Origin of the sequence: Sporosarcina sp. FSL K6-1508 (genome assembly GCF_038007465.1) — a bacterium.
Lineage (GTDB): Bacteria > Bacillota > Bacilli > Bacillales_A > Planococcaceae > Sporosarcina > Sporosarcina psychrophila_B.
Window position 1 is genome coordinate 433,705 of record NZ_JBBOXF010000001.1, and the last position, 23,008, is coordinate 456,712.

Sequence of the window (23,008 nt, forward strand, 5' to 3'; positions counted from 1 at the left end):
CCCTCTATACGGCTATCAGCATAGGAGGAATTAATTTGACAAAAGATAAGTATGAAAAAGTTGATGAAAACGTTCCAGGACAGACACAGGATCAGCAACCTGGTGTGGAAGCGGAAATGAGTCCGGCACCGATTTATGACGATGAGAATTATAAAGGCTCTGGTAAATTAAATGGGAAAACTGCTTTGATCACTGGCGGCGATAGTGGTATTGGACGGGCAGTAGCGGTCGCTTTTGCAAAGGAAGGCGCGAACGTGGCTATCGCGTATTTGGGCGAACAGGAGGATATAGATGCGGATAAAACCGTAAAACTCATTGAAGGCTATGGCGGGAAAGCCTTGAAAATTCGAACCGACATCAGTGAAGAAGAACATTGCGAGCAATTGATTGATGAAGTTGTTGATAAGTTTGGCGGTTTAAATATTCTCGTCAATAATGCAGGAAAGCAGTTTCCTCAAGATGATATCTCCGCTATTACAGCCGATCAGCTTCGTGAGACATTCGACACGAATTTCTTCGGTCTGTTCTATATGACGAAGGCGGCATTGAATCATATGACGGATGGTGACGCCATCGTCAATACGTCCTCTGTTACGGCTTATAATGGTTCGCCTGGTTTACTGGATTACTCCGCGACGAAAGGTGCAATCACTTCGTTTACACGTTCGCTTGCACTTAACTTAGCTGAGAAAGGGATACGCGTCAACGCTGTTGCCCCAGGTCCAATTTGGACACCGCTTATCCCAGCCACGTTTGACGCGAAAAAAGTTGCGCAGCACGGAGCAGATACGCCTGTTAAACGCCGCGGACAGCCTGCCGAAAACGCACCAGCTTATGTATTCCTTGCTTCTAGTGACTCCAGTTATATGACTGGCCAGACCATCCATGTTGATGGCGGAGGTTTTGTCGGATCTTAATGATAATACCCCTTAGAGAATTTTTTCTGAAGGGGCATTGTTTAGTTCAAAGAAAACAGTAAAAAGCCCCGTTACACGGAATTTCTTCCGCGTAACGGGGCTTTTCTTAATTATGCTTCCACTGTTTCTTTCGAGAATTTCTTTTTGTAAAGAAGTGCAAAGTATCCGAATGTAATGGCAAGGAATGCAACCATAAAGCCGAGCAGGATACCATTGTTCGTCCAAAGGAATGACATATTGCCAGTTGAGATGGCCCCTTTGAATGCCTGGACGGAATACGTCATCGGCAATAATGTGTTGAAGATTTGCAATGGTGCCGGTATCAATTCAAGCGGGAACGTCCCTGCACTTGTCGTCAATTGCAAAATCAGGACAAGAATTGCTACAAAACGTCCTGCATCCGAAAGAATGGATACGCACATCTGTACAAGTGCAATGAATGTGTAGCTTGTGATGATTGCTGTCAAAAGGAACATTGGAGTATTAATCGTTTCCATTCCAAGTGCAAACTTGACTATGCCTGCTGCAATAAGCGCCTGCAATAGACCGACGATTGCAAGCACGGAAACTTTACTCGCAAACCATTTGAATGCCCCTGTCGGCTTAATAGCCGGTTCGACTAACGGGAAGACAATGGAAAGAAGAAGTGCACCGACAAATAGTCCGAGTGATAAGAAGTATGGTGCAAAACCGGTACCATAGTTCGGCACATGGTTAATACCTTCCTTCTCAACATCGACAGGTGCTCCGACCATACCGTACGTTTTGTCTGTCGGATTCACTTCACTTGCGGTTTCATTGGCTTCGGCAAGTTTTTCTTTCAATGTCAATGTTCCTTCATCAAGTTCTACAACACCGTCAGCTAATGTCGCTGATCCTTCAGCAAGTTCCTGTGATTTCGATGCGAGTGTATCTGTTCCTGTTTTCAGGGTGCCTGTTCCTTCTGTTAAAGAATTAAGACCTGTTGCCAGATCAGATGATCCTTTCTGTGCTGATGTTACGCCTTCAGAAAGCTGTGCAATCCCGGATGAAAGTTCTCCAGTTCCAGACGCTATAGCACCCGCTCCTTCACGAAGAGCCGGGGACGAGCCTTCCAACTTCTGTAGTCCAGCCAAGGCCTGACTATGCGCGCCCGCAAGTTGACCTGCAGCCCCATTCAGCTCACCAGAACCCGCTGACAATGCACCTGTACCTTCAGAAAGTTGTTGTATTCCACCTGATAGTTCAGCACTTCCTTGTTTCACTTGGTTTAGTGCCGCATTTAACCCTTCCTGTTGCTCTTCCGGAAGTGATGCAAGCACCGGGGCAAGACTTTCTGAAAGTTGATCAATTCCTGCCCCTAAATTTGTGGAACCTTTTACAAGCTGGCTAGCAGCTGTATTTAATTCACCTGATTTTTCGCTTAACGAACTTACTGCTCCGCCAAATTCTTTTTCTTTTTGAGCAATCTGACCGTAACTAACCGCCAGTTGGCCGACCCCTTCCGTATATTGAGCAATCGCATCCTTCAGCCCGTTAGCGCCTGTTGATGCTTTTTGTGCTCCTGTAAGAAGATCTTTTGACCCTTGCGATAAAGTACCTAGCCCTTTGTTCAATTCATTGGCACCTTTAGCCGCGTCGTTTGCTCCTTGCACTAGTTTCTGTGAACCGTCTGCAAGTGTAACCGTGCTACTTGCCAACGTTTCAAGATACCCTTTCAATTCATCTGCGCCCGATGATAGTTTTGCAGCACCGTCATGTAATTCACCGGCACCGTCAGCTGCTTCACCGAACCCATCACCCATTTCAGTAATGGAATCAAATAGCTTTTCCGCATACGTTGAAGCAACTTGTTCATTCACTTCCGCACGGATCCGGTCCATCGCCGTCTCTCCAATTTGAGCGGAAAGGAAGTTGAAGCCTTCATTCGGCTTGTAGACAATTGTCAATTTCTCCGGTTCTGCATCCAACAGCGTAGTTGCATGTTCCGAGAAATTTTCCGGTATTTCAATTACAACGTAATAGTCTTCATTTTCGAGCCCTTTTTCTGCATCTTCTTTCGATACTTTCATAAAGTCAAACTGCTTACTGTCAATTAATTTATTGGACAGTTCCTTCCCGAGTGCCAGTTGTTCCCCATCCATTTCAGCCCCATTATCAAGATCGACGATTGCAACCGGCAAATCGTTCATATTGGCATACGGATCCCAAAACGCCCATAAAAACATACCTGCATAAAGAACTGGAATGAACAAAATAGCAATCATGGGAACGATTAGTTTTTTTGAACGTAAGAGCAGTTTCCATTCTGCTCCTGTCATTGATTTTTTCATAAATCTACTTCCTCCTGTACTAGTTGACCACTTTCCTCAAATGGTCACTTTCGAATAAAAAAAGGAGTCTCATAACAAGAGACTTTTAAAAATGGTCCCGCTAAGTAATGCTACAATGCGCTCTTCCGTGATTTCATGAGCATGGGTTTTTCCCCAGTCTGCAACGAGTGCAAGATACGCTTTAAATAATAAATATGCTACAAGTTCTGTATCGCACTGCTTTAGTTCACCTTTGGCAATCGCTTTTTCTATCTTCTCTTTTACATATGAAACGATTTCTTTTTCAATCGACTGCAACACTTCACTTACAGCTGGCGTCCGAAGTTCTTTTTCTTCGTCAATCAGTTTCGCGTATAATAGATGTGTCTCACGAAACTTGAGCATGCGCATCAGTCGTGCATGTGCATTTTGTTCAAAAGGCGCACCTTCAACAGCTACGCTGTCCGCTTCTGCACGCATTTCATTAATCATTTTCACCACAATGGCATTGAACAATTCTTCTTTATTGGCGAAAAACGTATAGATTGTTCCTTTGCCGACATTCGCTATTTTTGCAACCTGGTCCATCGTCGTTGCTTTGTAGCCGAAAAGCGAAAATGACTTTGCAGCTGCCTCCAAAATTTCCTGCCTGCGGTCCATTTCTCCACCTCACTTTGAATGGATTATATTATTGACCATAAAACCATTTCGGTCACCTAGTCATTATATTACTCTGGCTGATAGAATTATGCAAGGGTTTTATTTCGGATAAGAAAAGCGGAAGGCGCCCGCTAGACACGACAGGCATAAGTCGATCCAGCGACGTGGCGATCTTTGCCACATAGCTGGATTGCTTATGACCCGAGCGGCTGGCGCCTGTAGCTAGACACTGCTCCAGGTTGAAAAACTTATACTTCCATTATCTTTTTAAAAAGTCTGGAAAGGACTACTCCCTCCCCAGACTATATATTCAAATCCTTATTCTACTTCATTCATCCACATTTCATAATAAGTCTCTAGTTCTAATTTCAACACAGCAACTTCCGCCATCAACGATTCATATTTCATCCACTCTTTTTCATCTTCCGCTTTCTTTTCCAGGGCATCAATTATTTGTTCAAGTCTCGCAATTTCCTCTTCCACGTGAACGGTCACTTCTTCTTTCACTTTCTCTATCTTTGGTTTTTCACCTATATCAGATTCAGACGTCTCGACTACCACGCGACTTTGAAGTCCCTGCCACTTCTCTCGTGCCCAATTATATGGCCCTTCAAAAGTCGTAATGAGACCATCTTCCAACCATGCCGTACGGTGAAATAATTTATTCAAGAAATAACGGTCATGCGAAACGGCAACGATTGTACCCGTGAAATCTTCAAGTGCTTCTTCAAGCACAACGCGAGACTCAATATCCAAATGATTTGTCGGCTCGTCTAGCACAAGGAAGTTAACGTCCTGGTACATGAGTTGTGCCAAACGGAGCCGCATCCGTTCTCCACCGCTTAGATCTCCAACACGCATAAATACATCTGGACCATAAAACATGAATTTCGCCAATATATGCCGAGCTTCCCCTTCAGCAATTTGTACTTCGCTCCGAAAGACATCAATGAGACGCGCCTTGGGATCCGTGATTTCAAAATGTTGTGATAGGAACCCAATTTTCACGTTACTTCCTACTTTACTCAAACCGGCGTCAATCGTAAGCTCGCCTAAAATAATTTTTAGTACAGTTGATTTTCCGCATCCATTACGGCCGACAATCGCTGTTCGATCCTTCCAATAGATATGGAAGTCAGCGCCCTTCAACAGCTCCTGTTGACCAAATGATTTCATGATACCTTCCATTACAACAACTTCCTTGCCGCTCCGTGCCGCGGCTTCAAATGATAAAGTCATTTTCTTCGGATCGATAAGCGGTTTTCTTACTTTTCCCATCCGTTCTAGCGCCCGTTCCATATTGCGTGCTTGCCTGTGCAATCCCGCATTCGGAGGATTAGCCTCGTTTGCCCACTGGTGAAGCCGTTTAATGGCCTCTTTCATTTTTTTAATCTTCTTTTGCTGCTCTTCATAATTCTGGAATTCCCTCATTAGACGCTCTTCTTTTTCTAGAATAAAGGCGGAATAATTTCCATAATAAAGATGGAGCTCCCCTTCTTCAAGATCTGCAATCTTCGTCACGACACAATCCAAAAAATAACGGTCATGCGAAATGATGACAACTGTTCCCGTGTAATCTGTTAAGTACGCTTCCAACCACTCAACTGCAAATAAGTCCAAGTGGTTCGTCGGTTCATCCAATAACAGCAAATCAGGTTTCGTCAATAATAGCTTCCCAAGCATGATCTTCGTCTGTTCGCCACCACTCAATTGACCGAAAGACCGTCCAACGAATGGTTTCAATTGCAGTCCATTGATAACCTTCTCGATTTCCGAATCAATGGCGTAGCCATCACGGCGTGCGAATTCTTCTTGCAAATCTCCATATACGCGAAGCAATTTATCCATGTCCCCGTTTCCGGCATTGGCCAACTCCGACTCTAACTCCGACATTTTCGCTTGCATTTCCTTTAGTTCCTTAAATGCACTGTTGAGCACATCATAGCCCGTCGTTTCTTTATCGAATAAAGGGATTTGTGCTAAATAACCGATCGTCGTTCCTTTTTTAAAATGAAGTCCCCCGCTATCCGGTTGTTCTGCTCCTGAAATCAACTTAAATAACGTAGTTTTCCCGCTGCCATTCCGTCCTACAACACCTAATTTATCACCCGTTTTAATGTCTAAAGAAAGATTTTCAAAAATCATATTCCCGCCAAGCATTTTGCTTATTTGTTGAATTGTACATATCATTATTTTCCGCTTCCTTCCGTTCTGTTTTCACAACTGGAAGCATCTTACGAAAAGCGCAGGGCGCCTGGAATCTAGGTATCAAAAAAAGACCGCGTGTAAGCGGCCTTCCCTCATGAAAAAATATCGTAAGGAATGCATGCCAAACAGCTGTGTGATTACTGAAATTGTCTAAAATAGGACAGACTTATCCCGTTGACTGTAATTTCATGAGTAATCGCACATGAAGTGGCTAAATATTCCAATAGACTTTCACGTGCATACACAGTGTCTAACATCATTCCTCACCTCCGTTCACTAATAGTAAGAATAGTTTAACACAAAATCGGGTGACAGTCACCTATACAATTCCCACACAATTCTCCTTACAGTTAAAACCTAAAGTATATGACAGACCTAGTAAGTGTAAAATATGCATGCGTGAGAAGGTTTTATTAGAACTTGAGCACTTGCGCCAATCCCATTAAGTAGAGGTATCCCGTTTTAAATACCCGATAAAACCGGCAACCACTAACACAACCGCAATGACTGCCAGTATGGTGAGCGGCATAAAATCCATATCCTCAACAGGGAGTTGAGGAACGTAACCATATGGCGATAGATTACCCATCCATTCCGGGAATCTAAGCAAACCACCTAAATAAACGACGACAAATGAATAAAGCAAGTATACCCAAATCAGGCTCGTCGCTTTCGGCGCAATCCCGATGAGCAGCACTGCAACTCCCACCATGATCCACATCGCGGGCAGATAAACCATTGCTGCCCCGTAAAGCATTCCAAAAGAAATCCCTCCTTCGATAACGACTATGCCAGCTGACCAAAGACCGATTGCGGTAAGTGACAGCATCACAAAACTGACAACAATGGACACAATAAATGAGCTACCCATTAGCCGCGAACGAGATACCGCCCGACTCAGTAAATGCTCCGTCCGATTGTTCCTCTCTTCCCCCACAAGCCTCAGCATTGCCATCATGACTGGAATTGTGCTGATCATCGCCATAATTGACATAAGCATGGGGATGGATTGTTCTGTTAATGAAAATCCTTCAACGGGTGCTAAAAGGTCCTCCATCACGTCAATATCTTCAAAAAAGGATTCCAAATCCCCTAAAACTGAACCATAAGAGGCACCTAGCACGTACACTCCAATTGCCCAAGCAATTAATGCTGTACGCTGAAGTCTCAACGTCAACCCAAGCGGACTTTGTAAAAAGACTGATGCATGTTGTTTCCCTGGCTTGGATGGTAAAAACCCCGATTCTAAATCACGAATGGCATTCAGGTAGAGTGCCAGAATAACTAGGATAAAGGCTGAGCCAACTGTTAGTATAATTGGCCACCAGTAATTATTTACATATACTTGCGCGTTCAATACCCAGCCAAGTGGAGAAAACCAGGAAAGTGTTTCATTGCCCACATCCCCAATTGCACGTATAAGATAAGCCAAACCCAACGCTGCAAAAGATAAGCCAATTGTGCCCCGGGAACTTTCTGACAGCTGTGCAAATACGGCGGTAAGTGCAACGAAAAAAATACCTGTCGCTCCTAAAGCAGCTCCATATAAAAGCGAACCTTCCATATCCATACCCGCTATATTCAGAACGGATAGTCCTAAACCGATAACGAGTGCTAGTAACACATTTATTCCACATACAACGACAATGGCCGCATGTAAAGTAGATAAGCGTCCAGTTGGCAGCGAGCGAATCATTTCGATCCGGCCGTCTTCTTCATCTGCTCTTGTATGGCGCGTAATAAGTAAAATACTCATAATTGCAAAAGCCACAGCAGTGAAAAGTAGCATTTGGTGAGCCATCATAGCCCCTGTCGTATAATTTTCCAAGCCATATCCTTTACCGACCATCGCAGTCATCGCAGGATTCTTCATCGTCTCAGCAATTGCCTGCCTGTCTTGCTGCGTAGCATATAGACCCTTAAATGATATAGCAACAGCAAACGTCAGAATGGCTAACGATAGTAACCAAACTGGTATTCGAATACGATCCCTTCTTACAAGTAAACGTGCTAACAGCCCTGTATTTTTGTACAAATGCCTCGCCATTACGAGACACCCCCTACTTCAGTTTCTGCCGGGGCCCCCTCGTAGTGACGCATGAATAAATCCTCCAATGTCGGTTGTGTACTTTCCAATTTCACGATTCCAAATTGACTAATATGTTTCATCACAGCATCCATCGCTTCGGTTTCTACTTGTAATGACAGCGCTTGGTTTTGCTCCTTACAATCATAAACACCTTTTATAGTCGCCAAGGACGTAATCGGTTGTTTTGTCTCGACAAGGAGATTTGTGCGTGTTAAATGGCGTAACTCACGTAAAGAACCCGTCTCAATAATCTTCCCTTGCCTAATAATACCGACCCTATCACATAACTTTTCTACTTCAGATAAAATATGACTAGAAAGCAGGACAGTTTTCCCTGCTCTTTTGACATCCAGCACACATTCTTGGAAAACGTGTTCCATTAACGGATCCAGACCTGACGTTGGTTCATCCAATATATAAAGATCTGCATCTGACGCAAAAGCGGCAATCAACGCAACCTTTTGCCTGTTTCCTTTTGAATACGTTCGGCATTTTTTAGTTGGATCAAGATCAAATTTCTTAATGAGCTCTTCACGTCTGCTTTTATTATTCGTACCACGAAGTTTTACAAATAAATCTATAACTTCACCGCCAGTCAAGTTGGGCCATAGATTCACATCTCCCGGTACATAAGCAATGCGCTTATGAATTTCAACAGCATCTGTCCATGCATCCTTACCGAAAATTTCCACTTCTCCTCCACTTGCCTTTAAAATACCCAGCAACACCCGGATAGTGGTTGACTTTCCAGCACCATTTGGACCAATGAAACCAAAGATTTCTCCTTTTTTCAATTCAATGTTAACACCATCCAATGCAGTGAAAGCACCAAACTCTTTCGTTAAGTTCGTTGTCCTTAATACGTTCATTTTGAATCCCCCATTCTTAAAAAACTATTCACGTAAAAGTTATGAACTATTTCTTTCATTATAGTTCATAATAAATGAAAATAGACCAGTAAGCAATAATTCATGAACTTATTTAATTGTTTTACTACATATCTTTCAGTAAACTTATGGCGAGGTGAAAGATATGGATGGATTTCAACGACGGAGAGAACAAAAGAAAAATGCGATTCTAACAGCGGCATTGGCTTTATTTATGGAGTCCGGTGTGCAAAAAGTATCTATCACTGAAATCGCAGAAAAAGCAAGTGTATCTCAAGTTACGATTTATAATTACTTTGAAAGTAAAGAAAACCTAAGCCAGCTTGTGCTTAAGTTCTATGTAGACCAAGTATGGGATGAACAAAAAAAACTTTTAGATAGTCACCTTCCTTTTGAGGATAAAATAAAACAGGTTATTTTTAGTAAAAGCGAATATGCACTTGAAATTAATGAACACTTTTTCGAATACTTTATGAACGATTATTCAAACGGGAAAAGCTATGTTGAAGAAGTGTATACAAATGAAGCACTCCCACGCTTTATACATTTGTTTAATGAAGGAAAAGAGCAAGGTTTTATTGATCCAACTATGTCCAATGAAGCAATGCTACTCTATTTGCAGATGTTTAAAGATTTCTTGCAGAAAAAAGACATTGCTCCAACGATACTGCCATTGACTGAAGATCTTACGAAGCTTTTCTTCTATGGTATCGTTGGAAAAGGAGAAGAGGACAAGAAATCTACATGATATGTCACCACAATATAAACTAATACGAACGAAATTAAAGATATACTATGTAGGGGCTGTGCATGTCTTTTAATGATTTCTATATAGAACTAACATTTTTTTGAGGGTTAATCAAACTGTCCTTTTTAAAAAGAGGCTACTCCAGTAAGTCAGTGAATAATTGACTTGATGGAATAGCCTCTTATTAAGGTTTATTACTTTTTTAACGTACCGACCGATACTTCCCTACGTCAGTTGCTGTTCGGCAAATTCACGATACAACGCGTGTGATTGCGTCAATTCTTTATGAGTTCCACTGCCAGTTACTTGCCCATTTTCAATGAAAATGATTTTATCCGCGTCGACAATAGTTGATAATCTGTGGGCGATGACAAATGTTGTGCGCCCTTCCATTAATCGTGTAAGCGCATCTTGAACGACTCCTTCCGATTGACTGTCTAAGCTTGCTGTTGCTTCGTCCATCATCAATATTTTGGGATCCCGTAAAAAAGCACGTTCGATAGCAATACGCTGTCTTTGCCCTCCCGAAAGTTTCACACCGCGCTCGCCAACTTCGGTATCCAATCCTTTCGGAAAGTTTTTAATAAACTCATCGGCATACGCCATTTCAGTGACTTCCCAAAGTCGTTTATCCGGAATGCTTTCGCTATTCTCCAAGCCATAGCATAGGTTTTCACGAATCGTCCCAGCCATCATCGCGCTCTCCTGTGATACATAACCAATTTGACTGCGCCACGACGCCATCGACAACTCTTTTATAGGCGTACCGCCAATTCGTATTTCCCCTGCCGTAGGTTCATAATAACGTTCAAGCAACCCGAACATCGTCGTTTTCCCTCCGCCGCTCGGTCCAGCAAAAGCAATCATTTCACCAGGCTGAGCTTCGAAGGATACATTCCCAATCACAGGCTCACCTTCCTCATAAGCAAATGATACATCTACAACTCGGATCGGTTTGTTCGCAATATCTATCTCCAAACCGTCCTGCCCTTCTTCCAATGGCAATTCTAAAATGTCGATAATACGCTCTGTTGCACCTTTTGCTTTCTGTAATTGCGTGAAGAACATCGCAAATGACGTAATTGGAAAAATAATTTGAAACAAATACAGCAGGAATGCAACGAGTGCACCTGTCGACATTGTGCCATTCGCAACACGCATACCGCCATATCCGATAATCATAACGATGACGACCATAACAACTAAATACATAAAAGGAGCAATCAATGCGGTAATACGGGCTTCTTTCAGTCCAAACCCTAGTAATTTTCCGATTCCAGCTTTCCCTTTTGCCTCTTCATTCATTTCGGCATTGGAAGCTTTCATCAAGCGGATTTCACCAAGCGTCTGCTGAATATGACCAGTAAACACAGCAGTTTCATCTTGTAAACCACGAGAAATTTTAGCCATTTTCGTGCCTAGTGGAATCATGATCCCCACGGTAATCGGAACTGAAATTAACATAATAAGCGTCATCTTCCAATCCATAATGAGTAGAATCGTCACTGCACCAATAATCGAAATGATGCCTGTTATGAATTGTGGGAAATGTTGCGTAATCAATTCTTTTACGATTCCCGTATCATTCACGACCCGGCTCACCGTTTCACCACTGGATTCTTTGTCAAAATGACTGACGGGCAAACGAATCAGCTTTGTCCACATTTGTTCCCGCAACCTGGCAACTACTTTTTGTCCAACATAACTTAGTAAATAAATGGATACCCCATCAATCACTGCTTGGACAATAAATGCTACTCCGATAGCGATCATTATCGGAACGCTTAACGAGGCAACCGAAAAACCATCTACTAGATTTTTCGTAAGCAAAGGGACAACCAAACCAGCGAGCGTTGTAAGAACGCTTGCCGTTAAACCAAAAATCAGAGCGAGCTTCGGTATTTTGGTAGATAGTATAAGGGCTATAAACGGCTTTAAGCCGACTTTTTTCTTTTTCATAATTTGTAACTCCAATCCATTGAATCTATTTTGCATCATTGACGCAAACAATAAGTTTAGCTACTTCTCATCCGCTACTGCATGTTATTATTATAACCTTTCATGTACATTTAAACTTTTCCGGCTCCTTCATATCCGAAAAATCCTTTGAAATGAAACCAATCCTTCGCCATGTTTAAACTCCTTCTTTCCTTGCCTAACAACCTCTAACCTTGTTCACTAAATCCATTCTAGTAGACATATGTAAACTCAATATCAACGAACTTCGTATTGTCACTCGAAGTATTTAAATCTAACGGCTTATATTGAATGCTTCCGGGTAAAGGAAATTGATGAAGCACTTTGGATTGTGAATGAGACCCATTCCTCCTTCTACCACGACAAAAAGACCTCTGAGAAGGCCTTTCAAGTTCTCAAAAAAAAAGAACTTCAGGCATTGAACAGTGGTCACAAAGGTATATAGATTCCTTGATTAATTTGTGCTCATAAAGCAACTTATAACTTGATAATTACTTCCGAACCATCTTTTACTTAACATTAACTAAGCTAAGCCCTTTATTTTTCTCATTTCACTCACAATCTTTTTGAGTTCTTATTTTTTTAATGGCGGCATCGTAAATGACTGTTCTTTTCCTTCATGGATACCTTTGCCAATTTGTTTATAAGTCGATTGACAAGCGCTGAAGAAATTATAGCAATACCTATGTGGAGTATTTCATAAATAATGCTTCATATTCTTTCCGAATTAAATGTACCTATATATTTTGCACAAATGACTACGGGATATGCGCTTTAAAAGGGCTTTTGGGAGGTCGCTGAAAAAGCACTAATACCTGGAGTTAATTTTAATTCCCGCTAATACCACTTCGATGATAGATGGCTTCTATGTGAGAAAGCGCATTTCGTTACCGGGGATGAGACCTACAACTTGGAGTGCCATAAATCGAGCGAACTTGATCAACGAATGTTCCAAGACATGAGGAATGAATCAGAATTTCTACTAATTACGCTTCGACGCTTTGTGGATACCTCCCGCGATAAGCCCGAAAGGAGAACACTTTCAGTCTTATCGCTCCGGCTACCACGAAGTCGCGTCTGCGCTGGATGGTCTATTTGAGAAAGAGTATTTCATTATCTGTGATAAGATCTGCAACCTGGCGTGCGTCTTTCACGATTATAATTATATATGTTGAATTATTGAATCCGGTGTATAAAATGAGCGAAGGCGTCTTAACAGGGGTAGCCGTAGCGTTTCAATGGATTTTTTTATTTCAATATATAGTATCGAATAGTAATCACATTATAATCTCGCCATATACATCTCAAAATAACATTTCTCTCGATAATGAACACCCCTAGCGCAGGTGCGGCAAAGGCATCCCAAAATCACCAAGCGTTCTATAATCCACACCCCGAATTAAAACTCTCATTATTAAGCGCCACAGCAGATTCAATAGGATTCTTAAATTCAACATATATACTAAAAAACACTTCTGTTAAGAAGAGCTCCCTTGACGAACGGTATGCTAGATGGAAAAGCATTGGAGTCTAGAAACTGCTGCTAGTTGAAAAACTTATACTTTCTTAGCATTTGAAAAAAGTTCCCTAGCATTTTACGCCGCTCGGGAACCCTTGCTTCATTAGACATACACCTTTTTAAAAGTTCAACATTCTAAAAATCGTCATTTATGAAGAACCATTCCCGGTCATATAAACCTCTTCAAACGGTTGTATGATTACAAAACCTTTACCGGTGAATTCCATTTGAATAGACTCTCCACTCCCGCGACCAAAAAAAGTTCTAATGCTAATGTCTGTTCGGAACTCTGGAGTTAAATGACCCGACCAAGCGACTGTTGCATTTGGATCTGTAATGACGGATTCTCCAGGACGGACGAGTAACGTTAGCGGCTCAAAATGGGTAGTAATTGCAACCTTTCCTTTACCCTTTAACGTGACGTTGAACAATCCACCGGACATCATGCCAGCCACTTTTTTCATGAGCTTAATATCCCATTCAATACTTGGTTCAAATGCAAGAAGGTCATTGCCATTCACCGTAATCGTTTCATCATTCAAGTCGAAAATAGTGATCTTTTTCCCTTGATCGGCTAAGTAAAGCCGCCCATTTCCTGTTGCTTTCATTAATGAAGTGCCTTCACCCGTGAGTGCTTTTTTAAACATCATGCCCATGCCATGCTCAAGTATTTTTTCTCGCTCGAATTTAATCTGACCCGTATACGAAATCATTGAGCCCATTTTCGCCCAAACAAGATCTGTTAAATTCACTTCCAGAATCCGAGGCGTTTCTAATTCAAAGTATTCGCTTTCCTGCTCAGCTTGCTTTGTCTGATTTACGAATTCGCTAATCGTATATTTGACCATTCATATCTCCTCCTTCAGGAATCTGCCCTCCTATATATACGTTCAACTATATAAACAGATTCAATTAAAAGTTATTTTTCTTATTTCGGATCGGAGACAATGCTCATGATGGTAGGGGTATCACTTGACGCCGAAGTTTCAACTAATCCAACAGACACGACCGAGCAAACTCAGTCCATTTTTTATTCATAAGCTGTCTTCTGAAGTCCCCTTAACTGAAATTCCCTTTTGGGCTAGAACACTTTCATACTCATTTCACCAAGAAAAAATCCTGATGGAATGATTTCATCAGGATTTTTATATTCATTCAAACGGCCATTCCGGCAGCGTATTACTCAACTTCTTATCTTCCCGATATCCAAGCACATATTCTGCCTGCATAATCGTATGGATCTCGCGTGTGCCCTCGTAGATGACGGGCGCTTTGGAATTTCGCAGGAATCTGGCGACGGGGTATTCATCCGAATAACCGTAGGCACCGTGAATCTGGAATGCGTCATCCGCTGCTTTATTGGCAAAATCACACGCCTGCCATTTCGCTAGCGACGTCTCACGCGTATTGCGCCAGCCTTTATTTTTCATTTCACCGGCACGGTAGACAAGTAGACGGCTCATCTGATAGCCCGCTTCCATATTAGCTATCATCTGCTGAACGAGTTGGTGTCTGCCAATTTCCTTGCCGAATGTTTCCCGTTCATGGCAATACTTCACACTTTCTTCGAGACAGCCCATAATTAAACCAACCGCTCCCGCAGCTACAGTGAATCGGCCATTATCAAGCGATGCCATGGCAATTTTGAATCCATCGCCTTCTTCCCCCAATAAGTTCGCAGCAGGGATGCGCATATCTTCGAAAAACAGTTCGCCTGTATTACCTGCCCGAATTCCGTATTTCCCTTTGATTGCTTTCGATGAAAACCCCGGTGTCGCCCGTTCAACGATGAATGCACTAATGCCGTGATGCTTCTTCGTTTTATCCGTATAAGCGAATACTAGGAAATTGTCGGCGGTATCACAAAGGGATATCCATGTTTTTTGACCGTTCAATATATAGTCATCCCCGTCGCGTACAGCAGTCGTCGCCATTGCTGCAACGTCAGATCCTGCACCCGGCTCTGTCAACCCGAATGCACCAATTTTCTGACCTAGCGCTTGGGGAACAAGGTATTTCTTTTTCTGTTCTTCATTGCCCCACTGCAGAAGACTCATTGAATTCAGACCAATGTGAACCGATACTGCCGTCCGAAACGCCGTATCTCCGCGCTCCAATTCTTCGCACAATATCGCAAGCGAATTGTAATCCATTCCGCTGCCGCCATATTGTTCCGGTATGCAAACGCCCATGAAGCCCATATCCGCAAGCTTCTTCCAAATTGATTGATCAAATCCGCCTTGTGTATCCCATTTCTGAATATGTGGCATGATCTCTGCATCGACGAATTGCCGAGCAGTTTTTCGCAACATTTTCTGTTCTTCCGTAAACCCGAAATCCACTTCCCCATCCCCTTCTACGACTATTCTTTCGTTATTCAGATTTGAAACTATACGTTTTCAACACGGAACAGTGTCTAGCTCCAGGCGCCAGCCGCTCGGGTCATAAGTCAGCCCAACTATGCGGAAGTTCTCCGCGCCGTTGGTCCGTCTTATGCCTGTCGCGTCTTAACGGCGCCTTCCGCTTTTCTTAGTGTCTAGCTCTAGGCGCCAGTCGCTCGGGTCATAAGTCAGCCCAACTATGCGGAAGTTCTCCGCGCCGTTGGTCCGTCTTATGCCTGTCACGTCTAAGCGGCGCCTTCCGCTTTTCTTAGTGTCTAGCTCCAAGCGCCAGCCGCTCGGGTCATAAGTCAGCCCAACTATACGGAAGTTCTCCGCGCCGTTGGTCCGTCTTATGCCTATCGCGTCTAAGCGGCGCCAGCCGCTTTTCTTAGTGTCTAGCTCTAGGCACCAGTCGCTCGGGTCATAAGTCAGCCCAACTATGCGGAAGTTCTCCGCGCCGTTGGTCCGTCTTATGCCTATCGCGTCTAAGCGGCGCCTTCCGCTTTTCTAGTTAGACATGTGCTTCGTTTGACTCGATACTTTCTTCGATAATGACACCGCGTTTTTTCATTTCTTCTATATATAACTCACCGGGCACTATATTTTCTGGCGGATGAACACCGCGCTTTGTTATGGTACCGTTGCCGATCATTTGTGCAACGATGGAAATCGTATTCGCTGTCGCTCGTGCCATTGCCGTCTCGTTCACTGCCGTATCTTTTTCCGTAATCAGATCGTATTCGTATGTTAACGGCATGCCACTTTTTACACCACTTACGATAACGCGGAGTAATACCGCATCCGATTTTTTATCAAGTCGAAGTTGCGGCGATAAGTGTTCTCTCATAACATCGCGGACTTTCACTTTATGCCCCTCGACAGTCACTTCATTGTCTCGCGACAGCAATCCCAGATCTACAAGCAGCTGGAACTTCTCCGCATGCCCTTTGTAACGAATTGTCTTGTATTCAAGTGTTTCCACGTTCGGGAATGATTTCGTCAATGTCGACGTACCGCCTGATGTATGGAAGGCTTCAAGCTCACCGTAGTTGTCAAAATGGATGGTTTCGATTTCAGACAATGAAGGGATTTCCAACAATTCTCCATTCCGAATGACATGGGAAGGATCTGTGTAATGATCAAATACACCTTCCAAAGAGAAAACGACATTATAATTAAGCGGTGGCTCCGGCTTAATCGGGATTCCTCCAACAAATAACTTGATTGATGCTACTTTGTCGAGTTTGCCCGCCCCGTAACCCGTAAGGATATTAATCATTCCAGGTGCTACCCCTAGATCTGGAATAATTGTCACCCCTTTTGCCATCGCTTTGTCTGCGAGACCGAGCACTGCATCCGTTGCCCCGCCAATATGCCCTCCAAGATCGATGGAATGAACACCAATATCTACTGCAATCCGTGCTACTTTTTCATTGAACGTGTAGAACAATGCATTGATAACAACATCCCCAAGTGCCATCACATCGCTTAATTGTTCCTCATTTTTTGCATCCAGCAACAGGATATCTAGTTTGTCAGACATCAGTTCTTCTGCAAAGTCTTCAGCCTGTCTGACATTCAAGTCTGCCAAATATACTTTTTCCACGTCATCGCATTTCACAAGATCACGTGCCGCCTCTTTCCCCATTAAACCTGCCCCAAGTATGACAACCTTCATGTTCCCCATCCCCTAACGTGTAGTATTATTCCGTGTCTATCTGCGCCCGTTGTAATTTTCCGCTGAAGTCCACATAAATACTTTTCCATTCGGTGAAAACGTCTAGTGCCGCAACGCCAGAATCACGATGGCCGTTGCCCGTCCCTTTTGTTCCGCCGAACGGCAGATGGATTTCCGCCCCAGTTGTCCCTGCATTAACATAGACGATACCTGTATCAAGATCACGTTGTGCACGGAACACTTTATTGACATCGCGTGAGAAGATTGAGCTTGATAGCCCGAATTCCACACTGTTATTTACCTCAATGGCTTCATCTAGACTCGATACTTCAATGAGCGAAACGACAGGACCGAAAATTTCTTCTTGCGCAAGTCGACTGTCCCATTTCACATCCGTGAATAAGGTCGGTTCGTAATAATGGCCATCTGCAAGTTTTCCGTCTAACAATACATTTCCGCCCGTAAGGAGTTTCGCCCCTTCATCCTTGCCGATTCCGACATAACTATGAATTTTATCAAGTGCTTTTTTATTGATGACCGGTCCGACTTTCACTGATTCATCCAGTCCATCACCAATCGTTAACACTTTCATGGCCTCTACGAGTTTTTGCTCAAGTTCTTCTTTTACATCTGTATGCACAATGACGCGACTGCATGCCGTACACCGCTGGCCTGCTGTCCCGAAAGCACTCCAAAGAATCCCTTCCACTGCCAGTTCGATATCCGCATCATCCATAACGATGACCGCATTTTTCCCGCCCATTTCAAGCGATACTTTCTTCAAATGACGTCCGCCCGTCTCCGCCACGTGACGACCTGTTTCCGTCGACCCCGTGAATGAAATGACACGGACATCCGGATGTTCAATCATTGCTGTCCCGACTTCTGATCCGGTCCCGAAAACGATATTTGCGACGCCGGCAGGAAGGCCTGCCTCTTCAAATATTTGCCCCATTTCATACGCCATCATAGGTGTTTCCGTCGCCGGTTTCCAAATGAATGTATTGCCTGCGACGATGGCAGGAAACGATTTCCATGTTGCAATCGCCACCGGGAAATTCCAAGGTGTGATAAGTCCGACAACACCAATGGGTGCACGGACACTCATTGCAAACTTGTCTTGAAGCTCTGAAGGCACCGTTTCCCCAACCATACGACGTCCCTCTCCAGCCATGTAGAACGCCATATCAATTCCTTCTTGCACTTCACCGCGTGCCTCTTCGATTACCTTACCCATTTCCTTCGTTAACACTTGTGACAGATGCTCTTTCTTTTCTTTCATGAGCCGTCCGATTTCATATAAATAGTCTGCACGTTTCGGTGCGGGGACGAGTGCCCATTCTTTCTGAGCCCCTTTCGCCGACTTCACTGCAAGACCCACATCTTCCTTGGTCGATAATCTTACTTGCGCCAGCTCCGTGCCATTTGCCGGATTCAAGACTGCTGTGTAATCTGCCCCTCCAGCTTCCTGCCACGAACCTCCAATATAATTGTTCAGTTGCATTACAACATTCCCCTTTCCCAGCTAACCTATTTTGAAAACGCTTACATCCTTATTTAATTCGACGTTTACCATCATATCCCTTTAATTTTTTCAAAAACTGATGTGCAAAGCGCCCGTCATTCTTAGATGCGAACCCTTTACGTTAAAACTTCTATCTATTCTCCTAAAAAAGGAAAAACCCAGACGATTAGATACCCGTCTGGGGCTGATCCTTATCTATCTTATTCATTTCAATCACTACAAATGCTCTTCGTTCGATTATTTCTCTACTTGTTTACGACTTTGTTCATACATTTCAATTACGAATTCACGTATATTATCTGCGTGTTTCATCATTGAACTAGAAGAGACATCGAATAGCTTCGCGATTTCAGCATTCGTTAACTCTTCGTCTTCCATAATGCCCAAATCGACTGCGACGAAAAATACTGCGGCAGCAATAACACCAGGTTTACGGAAATTAGGACGCTCTTTCAAAAAATAGGTTACTACAATATTTCTCAATAGTTCATGCGCTTCCTGCACAGTATTTCTAAGTTCGAGCACATTATCAAGAATTGCGATTACTTCTTGCTGAACCGGTGTAAAGTCATGCTCTATGAGTTCCTCCACTGTGCGGGCATCTCTCGCAAGCAAAATTTCGTATATATCCGCCATATGCTCTTTATAAAAGTCCAGGCTTTTAGCAAAACCACTCGACTCCGCGAGTTCAACTATCTGCTTTTCGAAAGAACCATTCCAATCATTAATGAACATCAATGACGAAATAACATAGATATCATTTTCCTGAGATCGATTGTCAGGTAAAACGACACCGAATATGAAAGAATTCTCTTCTAAAAGCATCTCCTGTTTCTTTTCTAACTTGTATGCACCATCGCCAAGAATTTCTTGGACAACAACATATTCTTCATGCTCCTCTTTCACCTTGCCGAACAAGACAATAGGATCTTTCCATATCTCTAAAACGGATCGAACTGTACCTCTCAGCGAGCCGTTCATCATTCTGAGGAGATGACGCTTCCATAAGTCACGCCGGGCGATGAATAAGAAATACTCACTAACAGCTTCTTCGATATCAGTAGGGCTCATCAGTTTACCCAGTTTACTTTTCCAATGCCTTCTGTAGTTTTCAAATTCAGACATATCTGTCGGGCTTGTCTTTTGCTCGTAAGCACCAAGGACAATACGTTCAAGTTCCTCATCAATAAGCGTCTCAAGGGATAATTCATTTTTCCCTTCACAACACTTTTTATGTTTTTTTCCGCTTCCACATGGGCACGGGTCATTTCGTCCAACCATTTTTCCACGTCCTTACAATTATACATTATCTAAATTTACGTTACACTTAATAATAACAGAAACAAAAAATCTCCGCAGTGGGTATATATATATCCATGCGGAGCTCATTTTATTCAATTAGTTATTGTTCAACTTTCTCAGGCTTAGTAAATGACTTTTCGTTAGTTGGTAGTGCTACACGTTTCATGAAGAGCGCCAAAATCAAAGCAATAATCGCAACGATTGTCGATATGAAAAACGAAAAGCTGATGCCATCCAGCATCGCTTGCGCTCCAAGTTGCTCTTGCAATTTCGCCAGTCCCTCGGCAGTCGTCGGAGCATTACCGGAAGCTTGGGCTTCTGCAAATAGCTTAGCACCCGCTGATTCCATCCGCTTCGTCATAATTGTTAACAAAATAGCGGAGCCAATTGCGCCGGATACCTGCTGCAACGTGTTATTCATGGCCGTTCCGTGCGGATTAGAAATCATCGGTAATTGATTCAATCCGTTCGTCATTACCGGCATCATTACCATTGAAATCCCTAACATGCGAATCGTATAAATCATCATGATGTAATAATAACCAGATTCCATACCAAGTCTACTCAAATAGTATGTTGAAACAACTGTAATGGTGAGACCCAGTATCGCCAAAACCTTTGGACCATACTTATCGAATAACCGTCCAGTTACTGGCGACATAAGCCCCATTACAATCGCACCCGGAAGCATCAGCAATCCTGAGTGGAACGGTGAAATGCCCCGTATAGTCTGGACATATAGCGGTGTAAGAATCATACCGGAGAACATCGCAACCGATAGGACAATCGAGATCGCCGACGATAAAGCGAACATCGGATGTTTGTAGATCTTGAAATCCAACATCGGGTCATCCATACGCAGTTGACGCACGATGAACGCGATAAGTGCGATTGCACCAATAATGATTGTTCCATAAACAAGCGGTGAATCCCATCCTTTATCACCTGCTGAACTAAAGCCGTAAAGAAGCCCACCAAAACCGATACTCGATAAAATAAGTGAAAACACATCTAATTTCATGTCACGGTTCGGTGTAATGTTACGCAATTTAAAGAACGCATAAACAAGTGTCAGAATTGAGAACGGCAATACGATGCCGAAAAGTGTACGCCAAGTGTAATGTTCAATTACCCAACCAGATAAAGTTGGACCAATCGCTGGTGCTGTAATCATTACGAGACCGAAAATCCCCATCGCCGTTCCCCGGCGCTCAATCGGAAATGCTGTCAGCATAACGTTCATAAGGAGCGGCATCATCATGGCAGATCCACATGCTTGAATCATCCGAGCAGCAACAAGTACGCCAAATGATGGTGCAAGCATTGCTAGAAGCGTCCCTAGCGTGAACAGCACCATAGCTGTTAGGAATAACTTTCTATTTGTAAATTTCTGAATGAAGAACGCACTTGCCGGTATTAAGATACCGTTGATAAGCATATATCCCGTCGTCAGCCATTGGACCACAGACGGTTTTACATCAAATTCGATCATAATTGTCGGCAATGCAACGTTCAACAATGTATTATTTAATAGAGCGACAAAAGCGCCTATAAACAAAATCGCTATCATGCCATAAGGCGGTTTTTGATGCATTTCTTTAATATCCATATTCCTTCCCCCTATTAAATACTTAACGTATAGAATTTGTACCCTAAGTACATCCTGTTAAACATATTATACCGATAGTCCAAAACATGCAACCTTCGAAAACGCTTTCATTTAAAAAAACTTTATTTCATTGATATAATAAGCTTTTGAAGCTAATATATAAATGTACCAACAGTACAAAGTGATTACTCCCTTCATGAAAGTCTTGATAGATGGACATGAATTATTCCTTCCATCAGCCAAATTGGATGGATTCTATAATACAACTATAGGATTAAGGTGATTAAATGAATGAGCGTAAACGTCAGGTTTTATTGACAGCACAGCGGCTTTTTATAGATAAAGGATTTTCGACTACGTCTGTCCAAGACATTTTGGAAGAGTCCTGTATTTCAAAAGGAACATTCTACAATTATTTTTCATCGAAGAATGAATGCCTCATGGCGATACTAGAACACGCGCATGACGAGGCGGCCGTAAGAAGGCGTGAACTGCTTATCGGTAAGGACCTATCGGATAAAAGCGTTTTGGTTGAACAGATTTTAATTCGCATGCACGTGAATCGCGAACAGAATTTGCTGCCGATTTTTGAGGCGGTCTTCCATTCAGGAGATAGTGATCTGAGATCTTTTATCAAGACTACAATTTTAAAAGAATTCTCTTGGTTAACTGAAAGAATGGTGGATGTATACGGCGAGGAAGCGGCGCCTTACGCACCCGACTGCTCAGTTATGCTGTTTGGGATGATGCAACAAATGCTACATGTATGGTCAGCCGTTTCAACAGAGGAGATTGATACGTCAAAACTTGTGAATTTCTTAATGCGAAGAATCGATTCCATCATTCTGGGCATGATCAGCACAAATGATACGTTTTTCAAGGAGGATATATTTCTCAAATTGAACAGTCTTGCAGAAAATCAAATAGAAACAAAGGAACAATTACTTGAACGGCTTACTGGTTTTCTGGAGTTACTCGGAGATGATGCACCGCCTGCCGGTAAACAATATGTTCAATTTTTAGTGGATGAACTTCGCTCCGAATGTCCACGGGTATTCGTGCTGGAATCCGTCACCCGTTCGTTCCGGGAATCTTTCGTAGGTTTTTCCCACGAACCAGAAGCTCATGAGCTCGCTTACAAATTTTGGAGCTATACGGATTCACTAAAATAATCAGACTCTACTTCCTTAGTTTCTGAAACTATTTTCTTTCTATTT

General features: G+C 42.9%; 16 protein-coding genes. 3 read left to right on the plus strand and 13 right to left on the minus strand.

The features are described from left to right. The first annotated feature begins 35 nt into the window (after nt 1–35). On the plus strand, nt 36–917 hold the full coding sequence (locus tag MKZ11_RS01860) for an SDR family oxidoreductase (RefSeq protein ID WP_340792365.1): 882 nt from the start codon (nt 36–38) through the stop codon (nt 915–917). A gap of 110 nt (nt 918–1,027) precedes the next feature. On the opposite strand, the gene MKZ11_RS01865 is transcribed toward MKZ11_RS01860, so the two are convergent. The 6 genes from MKZ11_RS01865 to MKZ11_RS01885 all read right to left on the minus strand — a co-directional run bounded on the left by MKZ11_RS01865 (nt 1,028) and on the right by MKZ11_RS01885 (nt 9,034). After that, the gene (locus tag MKZ11_RS01865; RefSeq protein ID WP_340792366.1) at nt 1,028–3,229 is read right to left on the minus strand and encodes a YhgE/Pip domain-containing protein; all 2,202 of its coding nucleotides are present in this window, start codon (nt 3,227–3,229) and stop codon (nt 1,028–1,030) included. Nucleotides 3,230–3,298: 69 nt separating this feature from the next. Next, nucleotides 3,299–3,868, minus strand: a complete 570-nt coding sequence (locus MKZ11_RS01870; RefSeq protein WP_340792367.1) for a TetR/AcrR family transcriptional regulator — start codon at nt 3,866–3,868, stop codon at nt 3,299–3,301. A 318-nt stretch (nt 3,869–4,186) separates the two neighbouring features. Further along, the gene (gene abc-f, locus MKZ11_RS01875) at nt 4,187–6,058 is read right to left on the minus strand and encodes a ribosomal protection-like ABC-F family protein (RefSeq protein ID WP_340792368.1); all 1,872 of its coding nucleotides are present in this window, start codon (nt 6,056–6,058) and stop codon (nt 4,187–4,189) included. Between the two features lie 155 nt (nt 6,059–6,213). Further along, the gene (locus tag MKZ11_RS25020) at nt 6,214–6,336 is read right to left on the minus strand and encodes an RAxF-45 family protein (protein ID WP_445326967.1); all 123 of its coding nucleotides are present in this window, start codon (nt 6,334–6,336) and stop codon (nt 6,214–6,216) included. A 182-nt stretch (nt 6,337–6,518) separates the two neighbouring features. Then, nucleotides 6,519–8,123: an ABC transporter permease gene (locus MKZ11_RS01880; RefSeq protein ID WP_340792369.1), complete on the minus strand. Its 1,605-nt coding sequence runs from the start codon at nt 8,121–8,123 to the stop codon at nt 6,519–6,521. Further along, nucleotides 8,123–9,034: an ABC transporter ATP-binding protein gene (locus MKZ11_RS01885; RefSeq protein WP_340792370.1), complete on the minus strand. Its 912-nt coding sequence runs from the start codon at nt 9,032–9,034 to the stop codon at nt 8,123–8,125. Before MKZ11_RS01885 ends, MKZ11_RS01880 begins: the two co-directional genes overlap by 1 nt. A gap of 163 nt (nt 9,035–9,197) precedes the next feature. Here MKZ11_RS01885 and MKZ11_RS01890 point away from each other — a divergent pair, with 163 nt between their 5' ends. Then, nucleotides 9,198–9,800, plus strand: coding sequence for a TetR/AcrR family transcriptional regulator (locus tag MKZ11_RS01890; protein ID WP_340792371.1), 603 nt, complete (start codon nt 9,198–9,200; stop codon nt 9,798–9,800). A gap of 225 nt (nt 9,801–10,025) precedes the next feature. On the opposite strand, the gene MKZ11_RS01895 is transcribed toward MKZ11_RS01890, so the two are convergent. From MKZ11_RS01895 to MKZ11_RS01925, 7 genes are all read right to left on the minus strand, one after another. Next, a complete protein-coding gene (locus MKZ11_RS01895) occupies nt 10,026–11,759 on the minus strand; it encodes an ABC transporter ATP-binding protein (protein ID WP_340792372.1) in 1,734 nt (577 codons plus the stop codon). 1,686 nt (nt 11,760–13,445) lie between these two features. Next, the gene (locus MKZ11_RS01900) at nt 13,446–14,144 is read right to left on the minus strand and encodes an AIM24 family protein (RefSeq protein ID WP_340792373.1); all 699 of its coding nucleotides are present in this window, start codon (nt 14,142–14,144) and stop codon (nt 13,446–13,448) included. Between the two features lie 303 nt (nt 14,145–14,447). Continuing rightward, on the minus strand, nt 14,448–15,638 hold the full coding sequence (locus MKZ11_RS01905; RefSeq protein WP_340792374.1) for an acyl-CoA dehydrogenase family protein: 1,191 nt from the start codon (nt 15,636–15,638) through the stop codon (nt 14,448–14,450). A gap of 550 nt (nt 15,639–16,188) precedes the next feature. Then, nucleotides 16,189–17,355 (minus strand): saccharopine dehydrogenase family protein, encoded by a 1,167-nt coding sequence (locus MKZ11_RS01910; protein WP_340792375.1) that lies wholly within the window; start codon nt 17,353–17,355, stop codon nt 16,189–16,191. Between the two features lie 25 nt (nt 17,356–17,380). Beyond that, nucleotides 17,381–18,859 (minus strand): aldehyde dehydrogenase family protein, encoded by a 1,479-nt coding sequence (locus MKZ11_RS01915; RefSeq protein WP_340792376.1) that lies wholly within the window; start codon nt 18,857–18,859, stop codon nt 17,381–17,383. Between the two features lie 258 nt (nt 18,860–19,117). Beyond that, a complete protein-coding gene (locus MKZ11_RS01920) occupies nt 19,118–20,161 on the minus strand; it encodes a YecA family protein (protein WP_340792377.1) in 1,044 nt (347 codons plus the stop codon). A 121-nt stretch (nt 20,162–20,282) separates the two neighbouring features. Continuing rightward, a complete protein-coding gene (locus tag MKZ11_RS01925) occupies nt 20,283–21,791 on the minus strand; it encodes a DHA2 family efflux MFS transporter permease subunit (RefSeq protein ID WP_340792378.1) in 1,509 nt (502 codons plus the stop codon). A gap of 287 nt (nt 21,792–22,078) precedes the next feature. Here MKZ11_RS01925 and MKZ11_RS01930 point away from each other — a divergent pair, with 287 nt between their 5' ends. Then, complete coding sequence (locus tag MKZ11_RS01930) at nt 22,079–22,963, plus strand: TetR/AcrR family transcriptional regulator (protein WP_340792379.1); 885 nt, start codon at nt 22,079–22,081, stop codon at nt 22,961–22,963. Nucleotides 22,964–23,008: the final 45 nt, after the last annotated feature.

Excerpts from the sequence above, each read along its gene's own strand:
- MKZ11_RS01865 (WP_340792366.1), bottom strand. The coding sequence starts at position 3,229 with ATGAAAAAATCAATGACAGGAGCAGAATGGAAACTGCTCTTACGTTCA.
- MKZ11_RS01870 (WP_340792367.1), bottom strand. The coding sequence starts at position 3,868 with ATGGACCGCAGGCAGGAAATTTTGGAGGCAGCTGCAAAGTCATTTTCG.
- abc-f (WP_340792368.1), bottom strand. The coding sequence starts at position 6,058 with ATGATATGTACAATTCAACAAATAAGCAAAATGCTTGGCGGGAATATG.
- MKZ11_RS25020 (WP_445326967.1), bottom strand. The coding sequence starts at position 6,336 with ATGATGTTAGACACTGTGTATGCACGTGAAAGTCTATTGGAATATTTA.
- MKZ11_RS01880 (WP_340792369.1), bottom strand. The coding sequence starts at position 8,123 with ATGGCGAGGCATTTGTACAAAAATACAGGGCTGTTAGCACGTTTACTT.
- MKZ11_RS01885 (WP_340792370.1), bottom strand. The coding sequence starts at position 9,034 with ATGAACGTATTAAGGACAACGAACTTAACGAAAGAGTTTGGTGCTTTC.
- MKZ11_RS01890 (WP_340792371.1), top strand. The coding sequence starts at position 9,198 with ATGGATGGATTTCAACGACGGAGAGAACAAAAGAAAAATGCGATTCTA.
- MKZ11_RS01895 (WP_340792372.1), bottom strand. The coding sequence starts at position 11,759 with ATGAAAAAGAAAAAAGTCGGCTTAAAGCCGTTTATAGCCCTTATACTA.
- MKZ11_RS01900 (WP_340792373.1), bottom strand. The coding sequence starts at position 14,144 with ATGGTCAAATATACGATTAGCGAATTCGTAAATCAGACAAAGCAAGCT.
- MKZ11_RS01910 (WP_340792375.1), bottom strand. The coding sequence starts at position 17,355 with ATGAAGGTTGTCATACTTGGGGCAGGTTTAATGGGGAAAGAGGCGGCA.
- MKZ11_RS01915 (WP_340792376.1), bottom strand. The coding sequence starts at position 18,859 with ATGCAACTGAACAATTATATTGGAGGTTCGTGGCAGGAAGCTGGAGGG.
- MKZ11_RS01920 (WP_340792377.1), bottom strand. The coding sequence starts at position 20,161 with ATGGTTGGACGAAATGACCCGTGCCCATGTGGAAGCGGAAAAAAACAT.
- MKZ11_RS01925 (WP_340792378.1), bottom strand. The coding sequence starts at position 21,791 with ATGGATATTAAAGAAATGCATCAAAAACCGCCTTATGGCATGATAGCG.
- MKZ11_RS01930 (WP_340792379.1), top strand. The coding sequence starts at position 22,079 with ATGAATGAGCGTAAACGTCAGGTTTTATTGACAGCACAGCGGCTTTTT.